This is a genomic window from Streptomyces sp. NPDC054887, assembly GCF_053610585.1.
In genome coordinates this window covers 41669-55406 of sequence record NZ_JBSGYQ010000003.1, presented here as the reverse complement: position 1 = coordinate 55406, position 13738 = coordinate 41669, and the positions used below count along the sequence as shown (strand labels likewise).

Annotated in this window: 12 protein-coding genes; 8 read left to right on the top strand and 4 right to left on the bottom strand. The window is 72.4% G+C overall.

Annotated elements, in window-relative coordinates:
- Positions 1–12: 12 nt before the first annotated feature.
- Complete coding sequence (glyA, locus tag ACWGH0_RS02655) at positions 13–1275, top strand: serine hydroxymethyltransferase (protein ID WP_453402293.1); 1263 nt, start codon at positions 13–15, stop codon at positions 1273–1275.
- A 139-nt stretch (positions 1276–1414) separates the two neighbouring features.
- The gene (locus ACWGH0_RS02650) at positions 1415–2782 is read left to right on the top strand and encodes an L-serine ammonia-lyase (RefSeq protein ID WP_453402292.1); all 1368 of its coding nucleotides are present in this window, start codon (positions 1415–1417) and stop codon (positions 2780–2782) included.
- Between the two features lie 111 nt (positions 2783–2893).
- Here the strand turns inward: ACWGH0_RS02650 and ACWGH0_RS02645 are convergent, their stop codons facing one another.
- Together ACWGH0_RS02645 and ACWGH0_RS02640 are read right to left on the bottom strand one after the other, a co-directional pair.
- The gene (locus tag ACWGH0_RS02645; protein WP_453402291.1) at positions 2894–3718 is read right to left on the bottom strand and encodes a lysophospholipid acyltransferase family protein; all 825 of its coding nucleotides are present in this window, start codon (positions 3716–3718) and stop codon (positions 2894–2896) included.
- The gene (locus tag ACWGH0_RS02640) at positions 3715–4551 is read right to left on the bottom strand and encodes a GNAT family N-acetyltransferase (protein WP_453402290.1); all 837 of its coding nucleotides are present in this window, start codon (positions 4549–4551) and stop codon (positions 3715–3717) included. The genes ACWGH0_RS02645 and ACWGH0_RS02640 overlap by 4 nt, the downstream gene beginning before the upstream one ends.
- 167 nt (positions 4552–4718) lie before the next feature.
- Between ACWGH0_RS02640 and ACWGH0_RS02635 the strand changes: the two genes are divergently transcribed.
- From ACWGH0_RS02635 to ACWGH0_RS02625, 3 genes are all read left to right on the top strand, one after another.
- Positions 4719–5189, top strand: a complete 471-nt coding sequence (locus ACWGH0_RS02635) for a GNAT family N-acetyltransferase (RefSeq protein ID WP_453402289.1) — start codon at positions 4719–4721, stop codon at positions 5187–5189.
- A 100-nt stretch (positions 5190–5289) separates the two neighbouring features.
- Positions 5290–5865, top strand: a complete 576-nt coding sequence (locus ACWGH0_RS02630; RefSeq protein WP_453402288.1) for a TerD family protein — start codon at positions 5290–5292, stop codon at positions 5863–5865.
- 217 nt (positions 5866–6082) lie between these two features.
- Positions 6083–7261, top strand: a complete 1179-nt coding sequence (locus tag ACWGH0_RS02625; RefSeq protein WP_453402287.1) for a serine hydrolase domain-containing protein — start codon at positions 6083–6085, stop codon at positions 7259–7261.
- 220 nt (positions 7262–7481) lie between these two features.
- On the opposite strand, the gene ACWGH0_RS02620 is transcribed toward ACWGH0_RS02625, so the two are convergent.
- Complete coding sequence (locus ACWGH0_RS02620) at positions 7482–8948, bottom strand: SulP family inorganic anion transporter (RefSeq protein WP_453402286.1); 1467 nt, start codon at positions 8946–8948, stop codon at positions 7482–7484.
- A 162-nt stretch (positions 8949–9110) separates the two neighbouring features.
- Here ACWGH0_RS02620 and ACWGH0_RS02615 point away from each other — a divergent pair, with 162 nt between their 5' ends.
- Together ACWGH0_RS02615 and ACWGH0_RS02610 are read left to right on the top strand one after the other, a co-directional pair.
- A complete protein-coding gene (locus ACWGH0_RS02615) occupies positions 9111–11153 on the top strand; it encodes an oxidoreductase (protein WP_453402285.1) in 2043 nt (680 codons plus the stop codon).
- A gap of 25 nt (positions 11154–11178) precedes the next feature.
- Positions 11179–11751: a PadR family transcriptional regulator gene (locus ACWGH0_RS02610; protein WP_453402284.1), complete on the top strand. Its 573-nt coding sequence runs from the start codon at positions 11179–11181 to the stop codon at positions 11749–11751.
- 31 nt (positions 11752–11782) lie between these two features.
- On the opposite strand, the gene ACWGH0_RS02605 is transcribed toward ACWGH0_RS02610, so the two are convergent.
- A complete protein-coding gene (locus ACWGH0_RS02605; protein WP_453402283.1) occupies positions 11783–11998 on the bottom strand; it encodes an EF-hand domain-containing protein in 216 nt (71 codons plus the stop codon).
- 512 nt (positions 11999–12510) lie between these two features.
- On the opposite strand from ACWGH0_RS02605, the gene ACWGH0_RS02600 reads away from it, so the two are divergent.
- Positions 12511–13677, top strand: coding sequence for a cytochrome P450 (locus ACWGH0_RS02600; RefSeq protein ID WP_453402282.1), 1167 nt, complete (start codon positions 12511–12513; stop codon positions 13675–13677).
- The last annotated feature ends 61 nt before the right edge of the window (positions 13678–13738 follow it).

Here is a 13738-nt window from a genome sequence, read left to right as displayed (position 1 = left end):
ATCGGGACCGTGATGACGCTTCTCAACACTCCCCTGCATGAGCTCGACCCGGACGTCGCCGCCGCCGTCGACGCCGAGCTGCTCCGCCAGCAGTCCACCCTCGAAATGATCGCCTCGGAGAACTTCGCCCCGGTCGCGGTCATGGAGGCCCAGGGCTCCGTACTCACCAACAAGTACGCCGAGGGCTACCCCGGCCGCCGTTACTACGGCGGCTGCGAGCACGTCGACGTGGTCGAGCAGATCGCGATCGACCGCATCAAGGCGCTCTTCGGCGCCGAGCACGCGAACGTGCAGCCCCACTCGGGCGCGCAGGCCAACGCCGCCGCGATGTTCGCGCTGCTGAAGCCGGGCGACACGATCATGGGCCTCAACCTGGCCCACGGCGGTCACCTGACCCACGGCATGAAGATCAACTTCTCCGGCAAGCTCTACAACGTGGTCGCGTACCACGTGGACGACGCCACCGGCGAGGTCGACATGGCCGAGGTCGAGCGCCTCGCCAAGGAGTCCAAGCCGAAGCTGATCGTGGCCGGCTGGTCCGCGTACCCGCGCCAGCTGGACTTCGCCGCCTTCCGCCGCATCGCGGACGAGGTCGGCGCGTACCTCATGGTCGACATGGCGCACTTCGCCGGTCTGGTCGCCGCGGGCCTGCACCCCAACCCGGTGCCGCACGCCCACGTCGTCACCACGACCACGCACAAGACGCTGGGCGGCCCGCGCGGCGGAGTGATCCTCTCCACCGCCGAGCTCGCCAAGAAGATCAACTCGGCGGTCTTCCCCGGTCAGCAGGGCGGCCCGCTGGAGCACGTCATCGCCGCGAAGGCCGTGTCCTTCAAGGTCGCCGCGAGCGAGGAGTTCAGGGAGCGCCAGCAGCGCACCCTGGACGGCGCCCGCATCCTGGCCGAGCGCCTGGTGCGCGCCGACGTCACCGAGCACGGCGTGTCCGTCCTCACCGGCGGCACGGACGTCCACCTGGTCCTCGTCGACCTGCGGAACTCCGAGCTGGACGGCCAGCAGGCCGAGGACCGCCTCCACGGCCTGGGCATCACGGTCAACCGCAACGCCATCCCGAACGACCCCCGCCCGCCGATGGTCACCTCGGGTCTGCGGATCGGTACGCCGGCCCTGGCCACGCGCGGTTTCCAGGCCGAGGACTTCGCCGAGGTGGCGGACATCATCGCCGAGGCCCTGAAGCCGTCGTACGACGCCGACGCCCTTTCGGCCCGCGTCACGGCGCTGGCCGGCAAGCACCCGCTTTACCCTGGTCTGAAGTAGTTACGTACGACACAGACTGAACAACGGGGCGCCGCGCACACTGAACAGTGAGTGCGGTGCCCCGGCTCTTGTACCCGCCCTTGATCATCTGCACCACCCCGGCAGACAGCGGCGTCTACCCACCCTGAGGAGTTCCCCCGTGGCCATCTCGGTCTTCGACCTGTTCTCGATCGGCATCGGCCCGTCCAGCTCCCACACGGTCGGCCCGATGCGGGCGGCCCGCCTGTTCGCGGGCCGTCTGAAGAACGACGGACTGCTGGCGCACACCACGTCCATACGCGCCGAGCTGTTCGGCTCGCTCGGGGCGACCGGGCACGGCCACGGCACTCCCAAGGCGGTCCTCCTCGGCCTGGCGGGCAACTCCCCGCGCACGGTCGACGTCGAGACCGCCGACGAGCAGTTCGAGCGGATCAAGGCGGACGGGCGCATCGAGCTGCTCGGCGCGCACGAGATCGGCTTCGACTTCGACGAGGACCTGATCCTGCACCGCCGCAAGGCCCTGCCGTACCACGCCAACGGCATGACGCTGTGGGCGTTCGACGCCGAGGGCACGGCGCTGCTGGAGAAGACGTACTACTCGGTGGGCGGCGGCTTCGTCGTCGACGAGGACGCCGTCGGCGAGGACCGGATCAAGCTCGACGACACGGTGCTGAAGTACCCCTTCCGCACCGGTGACGAGCTGCTGCGCCTGGCGAAGGACACCGGTCTGTCGATCTCCGCGCTGATGCTGGAGAACGAGAAGGCGTGGCGCACCGAGACGGAGATCCGCGAGGGGCTGCTGGAGATCTGGCGGGCCATGCAGGACTGCGTCGCGCGCGGCATGTCCCAGGAGGGCATCCTGCCCGGCGGCCTGAAGGTGCGCAGGCGGGCCGCGAACACCGCGCGCAAGCTCCGCTCCGAGGGCGACCCGCTGGCCCTGTCCATGGAGTGGATCACCCTCTACGCCATGGCGGTCAACGAGGAGAACGCGGCGGGCGGCCGCGTCGTCACCGCGCCGACCAACGGCGCCGCCGGCATCATCCCCGCCGTCCTGCACTACTACATGAACTTCGTGCCCGGCGCGGACGAGGAGGGCGTGGTCCGCTTCCTGCTCTCCGCGGGCGCGATCGGCATGCTCTTCAAGGAGAACGCGTCGATCTCCGGTGCCGAGGTCGGCTGCCAGGGCGAGGTCGGCTCGGCCTGCTCGATGGCGGCGGGCGCGCTGGCCGAGGTGCTGGGCGGATCGCCGGAGCAGGTCGAGAACGCCGCCGAGATCGGCATGGAGCACAACCTGGGCCTGACCTGCGACCCGGTCGGCGGCCTGGTCCAGATCCCGTGCATCGAGCGCAACGGCATGGCGGCGGTGAAGGCCGTCACGGCGGCGAAGATGGCGATGCGCGGCGACGGCAGCCACAAGGTCTCCCTGGACAAGGTCATCAAGACCATGAAGGAGACCGGCGCGGACATGTCGGTCAAGTACAAGGAAACCGCGCGCGGCGGCCTCGCGGTGAACATCATCGAGTGCTGACCGGGTAAGCGGGCCGGCCGGGGGCAGCGGTCGCGCGCACAGCGGGCGTCACCCCGCAGGCGGCCTGTCGCGCGCACAGCGGGCGTCACTCCGCAGGCGGCCCCCTGGCCGTCAGCGCGCGGGGCAGGGGTACGTGTCGCCGCTCGCTGTGGTCAGGGGGTGCTCGCCGCCGACGGCCGCCCGCGCCGCCGCGGCCAGGGACCGCCGGTCGGTGTGCGGCAGCGGTGGGCGGGGAGTGATCCGTACGGTCAGGCCGGACGCGCCGGCCACCCGGCGCAGCGAGGTCGCGAAGTCCTCGTCGCCGAGGAACGCGGCCACCGTGCTGGGGGCGCCCGCCTGCTCGTAGGCGATCGTCACCGGGCGCACCGGCGCCCCCGCGTCGAGCGCCGCCTGGAACACGGCCCGCCGGAACCGGCCGCCGGGCGCGGAGCACCACGTGGTGGCCTGGGGGAAGACCAGTACGGACCTGCCCGACCGGAGCAGGCGCGCCACGTCGTCGACGACGTGGGGCAGCTCGCGGGGCTTCTCCCGGTCGACGAAGCGCGTGCCGACGCGCCGGGCGAGGGTTCCGACGACCGGCCACTGCCCGATCTCGCGCTTGGCGAGCAGGGTGACGGGCTCCACGGCGAGTACGGCGACGACGTCGAGCCAGGAGACGTGGTTGGCCACGACGAGGGTGCCGGGCCCGCCGTCACCCCTGGGCACGCTCAGGGGTCCGGGATCGGCCGCGAGGGTTGTCCCGAGGGCGGCGAGCATGCTCCTCGCCCGCTCGCGCAGTACCGGGGGTTCGGCGAGCCGCTCGCCGCAGGACACCGCGCGGGCGACCGCGCCCGCGAGCCGCACGCAGCGCCGTACGGCCCGCGCGGCCGGCACCGCGGGGGCCGCGTGGGCAGCGCAGTGCGGGCGGCACCCCGCGTCGACGGCCCACGGGCTCACCGCTCCTCGCCGAGGAAGTAACGGCGGTAGCGGTCCCCCAGCCGGTCCATGTCGAGCAGGACGAAGAAGTCGGCGACGTCGAACTCGGGGTCGTGGGTGGGCGCCCCGCACATCCACGCGCCGAGCCGGAAGTAGCCCCGCAGCAGGGGCGGCAGGCCGGCGTACCCCGGCCGCTCGGACGGCAGTTCGGCGGGCGTCCAGGGACGGCGGGGGTGCACCCTCAGCTCGGGCGGCGAGGAGTGCCTGGCCGTGCCGAGCAGCCAGGCGCCGGCGGCCGTCGCACCGCCGTCCGACAGGGGTACGGAGGCGCAGCCGGCCAGGTAGCGGTGGCCGGAGAGCAGGACGTACCGGGCGAGCGCGGACCACATCAGGTTGATCACCGCGCCCGAGCGGTGGTCGGGGTGGACGCAGGAGCGGCCGGCCTCGATCATCGACGGCCGCAGCCCGTCGAGGGCCGTCAGGTCGAACTCGCCGTCGGAGTAGGAGTGCGCGGTGCGGCCGGGCGGCAGCAGCCGGTACGTGCCGACGACCTCGCCGGTCGCGGTCTCGGTGACGACGAGGTGGTCGGCGAGGTCGTCGTACGCGTCGATGTCGTGCCCGGGCAGGGGCGAGTCGAGGCGCGCGCCCATCTCCTCGGCGAAGACGCGGTGGCGCAGCCGCTGCGCGGCCCGGATCTGCTCCTGGGAGTGGGCGATGGAGGTGACGTACGCGGAGGCGGGGTTCGGGGCGGCGACTGGTGCGGCTGCGCTTATGGCTGCGGCTGTGACTGCTGATGTGCCGGTGCCTGCTGCTGTGACTGCGGCTGTCGCTGTGGCTGTGACTGTGGGGCGCATGGGAGCCGTTCTCCGTCCGGTTCGGGGCCGATCGCGCAAGGAGCATGGCGGCGGCGACGGTCGAACCGGTGACGCGGAGGGCCGGCCGCCGGAGCCGCCGCGTGAACAGCGGGGTTCGCGGCCGGCGGCCGTGGCCCCGGAGCCGGACGGTGGGTAATACTCTCGATATGGCTTCACGCGTTACAAGCATCCGGCGGGCCACCGCACGGGACGCGAAGCGTCTCACCAGGCTCGTGCGGAGCTCCGGCGCGTACGAGGGGCCGTACGCACCCATGGTCGCCGGGTACCGGGTGGGGCCGGACTACATCGAGGCGCACCGGGTCTTCGTGGCGGTCGACGCCGGGGACGACCGGGTGCTCGGCTTCTACTCGTTGATATTGGAACCGCCGGAGCTCGACCTGATGTTCGTGGCCGACTCGGCCCAGGGCCTCGGCATCGGCCGCCGGCTCGTCGGTCACCTGCGCGGCGAGGCGCGCGCCGCGGGGATCACCGGCGTGCGGGTGGTCTCGCACCCGCCCGCCGAGGGCTTCTACCTCGGCGTGGGCGGGCGGCGGACCGGAACCGAGCGCGCCAACCCGCCCGCGGTGATGTGGGACCGCCCCGAACTCGTCATCCCGGTCGGCCATTCGGAGGACTGACTGCGGCGGCCGGGAACTGAGCGGGCCGCGCAAGCGTTGGCGGGTTGGGCAAAGAGATCGTCAAAGGGCGCGGCCCGCGCCGGATTGAGCAGGGATCTTCATGGGTGTCAGTCTCTCCAAGGGCGGCAACGTCTCGCTCTCCAAGGAGGCCCCCGGCCTGACCGCCGTCACGGTGGGCCTGGGCTGGGACGTACGCAGCACGACCGGGACCGACTTCGACCTCGATGCCAGCGCCCTGCTGCTCGATGTCAACAGCAAGGTCGTGTCGGACCAGCACTTCGTCTTCTTCAACAACCTCAAGAGCCCGGACGGCTCGGTCGAGCACACCGGTGACAACCTCACCGGTGAGGGCGAGGGCGACGACGAGCAGATCAAGGTGAGCCTCTCGACCGTGCCCGCCGAGGTCGACAAGATCGTCTTCCCGGTCTCGATCCACGAGGGCGAGAGCCGCGGCCAGAGCTTCGGCCAGGTGCGCAACGCCTTCATCCGGGTCGTCAACCAGGCGGACAACAACGAGCTCGCGCGGTACGACCTCTCCGAGGACGCCTCGACCGAGACCGCCATGGTCTTCGGCGAGCTGTACCGCAACGGCGCCGAGTGGAAGTTCCGCGCCGTCGGCCAGGGCTACGCCTCGGGCCTGCGCGGCATCGCGACGGACTTCGGCGTCAACATCTGACCTGCCGCCGCGGCTGTCCGGGCCGGCGCGTCCGGCCGGGACAGTCCGGTTCGCCGTGCGCGGACGTGCGGCGGAGGTGTCCCGGCGGGCCGCACTCCGCACGGGGCGTGGTCCGCGGGGCCCGTCGCGGATGTCGGGCGGGCCTGCCGTCTTCCGGTCAGCCCGACCAGTCGGTATGTTGCTCTGCGACCCAGCCGACTGCCGTCCGGAGGCCTCGATGAGCCGGCCCACGCCTGCGCCCGTCCCTGAGATCCACGGTCACTGCGACGACCGTTTCGCCGCCGTGCGCGCCGTGTTCGAGGAGAACTTCCGGGAGCGCGGTGAGCTGGGCGCCGCCGTCACCGTGCTGGTCGGCGACGAGACGGTGGTCGACCTCTGGGGCGGCTGGGCCGACGCCGCGCGCAGCCGGCCGTGGGAGCGGGACACCGTGGTCAACGTGTGGTCGACCACCAAGGGGCCGACCGCCCTCTGCGCCCATCTGCTGGCCGACCGGGGGCTGCTCGATCTCGACGCCCCGGTCGCGTCGTACTGGCCGGAGTTCGCGGCCGCCGGCAAGGAAGCCGTTCCCGTACGCCACCTCCTGTCGCACCGGGCCGGACTCGCCGGGCTGCGCGAGCCGCACACCTTCGCCGAGCTGTACGACTGGGAGCTGACCTGCGCGCGCCTCGCCGCCACCGAGCCGTGGTGGGAACCGGGCACGCGGTCCGGCTACCACGCGATCACGTACGGGTTCCTGGTCGGCGAGGTCGTCCGGCGCGTCACGGGCCTGCTCCCCGGCGCGTATCTCCGCCGGGAGGTCACCGGGCCGCTCGGCATCGACTTCACGATCGGGCTGCCGGAGCGGGAGGCCGGGCGGGCCGCCGAACTCGTGCACGCCCGGACCGAGCCCACCGGTGAGCAGGCGGCGCTCTTCGCCGCCCTGGAGCCGGTCGCGCTCGCGGCCCTGCTCAACCCGGGCCCCGGCGCGGCGCAGGCCAACACCCCCGAGTGGCGGGCCGCCGAGGTGCCCGCCGCGAACGGCCACGGAACGGCCCGCGCGGTGGCCGCCCTCTACGGGATCTACGCCGGCGGCGGGCGTCTGGGCGAGCGCCGGGTACTCTCCCGCGACATGGTCGAGCGGGCCCGCGAGGGGCAGGGCGGCGACAGGGACCTGGTGCTCGGTGCGGGGCTCGGCCACGACACGGAGATCGGGCTCGGCCTGTGGCTGAGCGGCCCGCGCGGTTCGTACGGACCGAACCCGCGGGCCTTCGGGCACGACGGGTTCGGCGGCTCCTGCGGCCTCGCGGACCCCGAGGCCGGCCTCGGCATGGGGTACGTGATGAACCGAATGGGCCCGAACATCGCCGACGACCCGCGCAAGATGGCGCTGGTGGAGGCGGTCTACAGCGCCCTGTGAGCGCCCCGCGCGCCCGCCCGGGCCACCCCGCCCCACCGGGCACCCACGCCCCGGCCACTCCCCGGGCGCTCGGGACACCGCCGCCGCCCCGGCCCCCGTCACCGCCCCGGTCGCCCCGGTCACCCCTGCCAACTCCGGCACGGGCCGCGCCGACCCCAGTCGTGCCCCCACACCCGTCGCGGGCCGCGCCCCGGCCGGGGCGGCGGACACGCGCCGCGCGTCAGTGGCCGCCGCCGAGTTCCCCGCTGAGCGTGCCGTGCATCTTCGCGCTGTACTGGTTCAGCCCGACGATCTCCACGGTCCGGCCCCGCTGCTCGTACTTCGTCGTGATGGCGTCCAGCGCGGCGACCGACGACGCGTCCCAGATGTGCGCGGCGGTCAAGTCGATGACGACGTGCCCGGGGCCGCCGAGCGCGTAGTCGAACTGCTCGACCAGCTCGTTGGACGACGCGAAGAACAGCTCACCGGTGACCGTGTAGACGATCCGTCCGGCGTCCTCGTCGGTGACCGCCGTGACGTCGACCAGGTGGGCGACGCGCCGGGCGAAGACGACCATCGCGGTGACCGAGCCGACGACCACTCCGACGGCGAGGTTGTGCGACGCCACCACGCACAGCACGGTGACGACCATGACGACGGTCTCGCCGAGCGGCATCCGCCGCAGCGTCCCGGGCGCGACGGAGTGCCAGTCGAAGGTGGCCGCCGAGACCAGGATCATCACCGCGACCAGGGCCGCCATCGGGATCTCCGACACGACCGGCCCGAAGACGACGCACAGGATCATGAGGAAGACGCCCGCGAGGAACGTCGACAGGCGGGTGCGGGCGCCCGACGTCTTGACGTTGATCATCGTCTGCCCGATCACCGCGCAGCCGCCCATGCCGCCGAGGAAGCCGGTGACGATGTTGGCGACGCCCTGGCCGATCGACTCGCGCGTCTTGCTGGAGCGCGTGTCCGTGATGTCGTCGACCAGCTTGGCGGTCATCAGCGACTCCATCAGCCCCACCAGCGCCATCCCCAGCGCGTACGGGGCGACGATCTTCAGCGTCTCCACGGTGAGGGGCACGTCCGGCAGCCCCGGGACCGGCAGGGACGACGGCAGGTCGCCCTTGTCCCCCACGTCCGGTACGGCGATTCCGGCGGCCAGCGTCACGGTCGTCAGGATGACGATGGAGACCAGCGGGGCCGGCACCGCCCGGGTGATCCTCGGAAAGAGGACCATGAGCACCAGGCCGGCCACGACCAGCGGATACACCGCCCACGGCACGTCGGTGAGCTCGGGCGCCTGCGCCATGAAGACCAGGATCGCGAGCGAGTTGACGAAGCCGACCATCACCGAGCGCGGCACGAACCGCAGCAGTTTCGCGACCCCGAGCGCGCCGAGGACGATCTGGAAGACGCCCGCGAGGATGACGCAGGCGATCAGGTACCCGAGGCCGTACTCGCGGTTCAGCGGGGCGATGACCAGTGCCACCGCTCCCGTCGCCGCCGAGATCATGGCGGGCCGCCCGCCGACGAAGGCGATCGTGACGGCCATTGTGAAGGAGGCGAAGAGGCCGACGGCCGGATCGACGCCGGCGATGATCGAGAACGAGATCGCCTCGGGGATCAGTGCCAGTGCGACCACGAGGCCGGCCAGGAACTCGGTACGGAAGACCTTGGGCGAGAGCCACACGGGGCGGGACACTGCGAGGGAGGGCAAGAGAACCTGAGCCTGTCGTACGCGGAGGGGGGCCGGCTCGTACGGCCGGCCCGAACACTGTACGAGGCGCGGATGTCGTCCAACTAACACGGCATTCTTTATGCAACTTGTTGCACAAGCGGCTCCGCGTGGACTACACATTGCGGCATGAGTCCGACGACTGCGTACCCGCACCTGCTGAGCCCGCTCGACCTGGGCTTCACCACCCTGCCCAATCGCGTGCTCATGGGTTCCATGCACGTCGGGCTCGAAGAGGCCGAGCGCGGCTTCGAGCGGATGGCCGAGTTCTACGCGACCCGCGCCCGCGGCGGCGTCGGTCTCATGGTCACCGGCGGCATCTCCCCGAACGACGCCGGCCGCCCGTACCCGGGCGGCGCGAAGCTCACCACGCCCGAGGAGGCGGCCCAGCACCGCCAGGTGACCGAGGCGGTGCACCGCGCGGGCGGCAGGATCGCGATGCAGATCCTGCACTTCGGCCGGTACGCGTACCACCCCGACCTCGTCGCCCCGAGCGCGATCCAGGCGCCGATCAGCCCGTACACGCCGAACGCCCTGACCGACGCCCAGGTCGAGGAGACCGTCGAGGACTTCGTCTGCGCGGCGGGCCTCGCGAAGTCGGCGGGGTACGACGGTGTGGAGATCATGGGGTCCGAGGGCTACCTGATCAACGAGTTCACCGCCGCGCACACCAACCACCGCGACGACCGGTGGGGCGGCTCGTACGAGAACCGCATGCGCTTCCCTGTCGAGATCGTGCGCCGCGTGCGGGAGCACGTCGGCCCGGACTTCATCCTCGTCTACCGCCTGTCGATGCTCGACCTCGTCCCCGGCGGCTCGTCGCTGGAGGAGGTCGTCACCCTGGCCCGCGCGATCGAGGCGGCCGGCGCGACCATCATCAACACGGGCATCGGCTGGCACGAGGCCCGCATCCCCACCATCGCGACCTCCGTGCCGCGCGGCGCGTACGCCTGGGTGACCAAGCGGGTCATGGGCTCCGTGAGCATCCCGCTGGTGACGACCAACCGCATCAACACCCCGGAGAAGGCCGAGGAACTGCTCGCCGACGGCTGCGCCGACATGGTGTCGCTCGCCCGCCCGTTCCTCGCCGACCCCGACTTCGTCGCCAAGGCCGCGGCCGGACGCGCCGACGCCATCAACACCTGCATCGGCTGCAACCAGGCGTGCCTCGACCACACCTTCAGCGGGCTCATCACCTCCTGCCTGGTCAACCCCCGCGCCTGCCACGAGACGGAGCTCGTCCTCTCCCCCACCCGCCGCGCCAAGCGCGTCGCCGTCGTCGGCGCCGGGCCGGCCGGGCTCGCCTGCGCGGTGACGGCGGCCGAGCGCGGCCACGCCGTGACGCTGTACGACGCCTCCGACGTGATCGGCGGCCAGCTCAACATCGCCCGCAAGGTGCCGGGCAAGGAGGAGTTCAACGAGACGCTGCGGTACTTCCGCAACCAGCTCGACGAGCACGGCGTCGAGCTGCGCCTCGGCACCCACGCCACCGCCGAGGCCCTCACCGCGGCCGGCTACGACGAGATAGTCCTGGCCACCGGCGTCACCCCGCGCGTCCCGCGGATCGAGGGCATCGACCACCCCAGCGTCATCAGCTACCTCGACCTGCTGCGCGACGAGGCGAAGGCCGGCGACCGCGTGGCGGTCATCGGCGCGGGCGGCATCGGCTTCGACGTGGCCGAGTTCCTCACGGACACGTCCACGGGCGACGACGACGCGGCGAGCCTGAACCCCGAGGTGTTCTTCGCCCAGTGGGGCGTCGACATGGAGTACGGCGCACGCGGCGGCCTCCAGGCCCCGGCCCGGCCGCCGCAGACCCGCACCGTTCACCTGATCCAGCGCAAGCCCACCAAGGTCGGCGCCGGGCTCGGCAAGACGACCGGGTGGATCCACCGCACCGAGCTCAAGCACCGCGGCGTCACGATGGTCGCGGGAGCCTCGTACGACCGCATCGACGACGAGGGCCTGCACGTGACGGTCGGGGGCGAGCCGCAGGTCATCGCCGTGGACACGGTCGTCCTGTGCACCGGGCAGGAACCGCGCCGCGACCTGTACGACACCCTGCTGGCCGCCGGGCTGCCCGTGCACCTCATCGGCGGCGCGGACGTCGCGGCCGAGCTGGACGCGAAGCGCGCGATCCGGCAGGGGACCGAACTCGCGGCGACCCTGTGAGGCCCGGCCTCCTTAGGATGCGCTCATGTCCCTCCCGTACGCCATCCTCACCGCGCTGCTCGAAAAGCCGTCGTCCGGGCTGGAGCTGACCCGCAGGTTCGACAAGTCCATCGGCTACTTCTGGTCCGCGACGCACCAGCAGATCTACCGCGAGCTGGGGAAGCTGGAGGAGTCCGGCGCGATCCGGGCGCTGCCCGGCCCGCGGCAGCCGACGCGCGGCCAGAAGAAGGAGTACGAGGTCCTGGCCGCCGGGCGCGACGAACTGGCCGCCTGGGTGGCCCGGATCGAGGAACCCAAGCCCATCCGTGACGCACTCCTGCTGCGCCTGCGCGCGGCGGGGGTGGTGGGCACGCAGGGCCTGGAGGCGGAGGTGCTCCGCCATCTGGCCCTCCACCGGGCGCAGTTGGCGGAGTACCGGGCGATCGAGGAACGGGACTTCGGCGACGGCCGGGCCGGCGACGCCGACCGGCTGCGGCACCTCGTCCTGCGCGCCGGGATCGACCTGGAGAACTTCTGGATCGGCTGGCTGGAAGCGGCCGGGGCCGAGCTCGCGGACATGGGCGCCCGCACGCGTACGGGCCCGGACCCGACAGCCTGAGCTGCGGGGTCCGGGCCCGTACCGCGCGGCGTCAGCCCTTGTTCTGGGACGCCCAGAACTCGTCGAAGGTGAGCTTGCCGTCACCGTCGCCGTCGTGGGAGTTGATCACGGCCTGGGCCACCGTCTCGGTGACGTAGGGGTCACCGAGCTGCGCCATGACGCTCTTGTACTCGACCGCCGAGATCGTCCCGTCCCGGTTGAGGTCGTACCGCTCGAACGCCTTGCGCGCCGACTCGATGTCCGCCACTGGACCCACCCCTTCTGGTGCTGATCAGAACCCGCACAGATTATCGGTCCGGCCACAGGGCCCGGCAGGCACCCGGCGCACGCCGGCCGGGCGGCAGTCGAGCGCCGGCCGGGGGGCGGCCGAGTGGCGGCCGGGCGGCAATCGGCTGAAGTGCTTCGCCGCGAAACGTCTTCCGCGAAACGAGCACATTTTCCGCCCCTGAATGCCCAGTTCCGGCCATAAGCAGGGACCGCTTCGTCACTCTCCGCCGCCGGACGGTAACTTCTTGGCGTCGCCGCCACACCAGGAGCACAGGGCTCCTCGGGACTAGCGGCCCCAAGGGCGTTCTTCAGTGGACCTCACGACTGACGCATCCGGATTCCAGCCCCACACACCCCGCACCCGCACCGTCCGCCGCGACGGCGTCCGCGCCCTGAGCTGCGCGCGCCCCGGCGGCAGAAGCACGTACACGTGGCCCGGCCCGGCCCATGCCGCCGTAGACCCCGACGCCGCCCACGGAAGGACTGCGGACGATGACCGACAAGCTGCTTGAATTCCCCCGCTCGCGGCGGGGCGGCGCACGCCCCGACGACCGCTCCTGGCTCCGCGGGCAGCGCCCGGTGGCCCGCGTGCGCACCCTGACCGGTGACCACGCCTGGCTCGTCACCGGCTACGGGCCGGCCACACAGGTGCTGGAGGACGAACGTTTCCGCCCCACGGGTACGGCCGCCCAGGGCTCCCCGGGCCCGTACGCGCCGACCGTCCCGCCCGGAGCCGCCGGCGCCGCGCTGCGCGGGGCGGTGATGAAGGCACTCAACCTCCCTGTGGGGGAAGGGCTGCACGGCTGGCTGCGCATCACGGCCGATCGTCTCATCGACGACCTGATGGCCTGGGGACCGCCGGTGGACCTGCGGGCCGGGTTCGCCGACCCCTTCTCGGCGGCACTGCACTGCAAGGTGCTCGGGGTGCCGTTCGAGGACTGGCCGCGCCTCATGGCCAGTCTCGACGTCGCCTTCATGACGAGCGCCCAGCCCTTCGAGGGCTCCCCGCTCGACTGGTACAAGGACCTCGGCTACATGGCGGAGCGGCTGAACGCCCCGGTGCCCGAGCGGGCGGGGCTGCTGGGCGAGCTCGCGGCGCTGCGCGAGAACCCGGACTGCGCGCACCTGACGGACGAGACGCTCGCCACCGTCGCCGCCTCGCTGTTCGGCGCGGGCGCCGTGTCCACGTCGGCGTTCCTGTCGCTCGCGCTGCTCGCCCTGCTCCAGCGGCCCGAGCTGATCGCCCACCTGCGGGACCACCCGGACCGGATGGGCCGCGCCGTGGACGAACTGCTGCGCCGGAACCTGTCGGTCCGCGACGGGCTGCCGCACCTCGCGCTCGCCGACGTACTCCTCGGTGACGTGCTCGTACGCGCGGGGGATCTCGTCCTGGTCCTCGTCGAAGGGGCCCACTTCGACCCCGGGGTCTTCGAGGACCCCGAGACCCTGAACCTGAACCGCGCGCACAACCCGCACCTCTCCCCCGGCGGCCGGCACGTGTGTCCGGCGTCCGCGCTGGGCCGCGCCCACGCGGAGTCGGCGCTGGCGGCGCTGGTCGAGCGGATGCCGCGGCTGGGGCTCGCGGTGCCGGCGGAACGACTGGTGTGGCGTACGGGCTTCACCGGGCGGCTGCCCGAGCGGCTGCCCGTGCTGTGGTAGGAGGGCCGGGGCGTTCGTGCCGGGGCTCCGGGGGAAGACCCGGCACGTGCACGGGACCGCC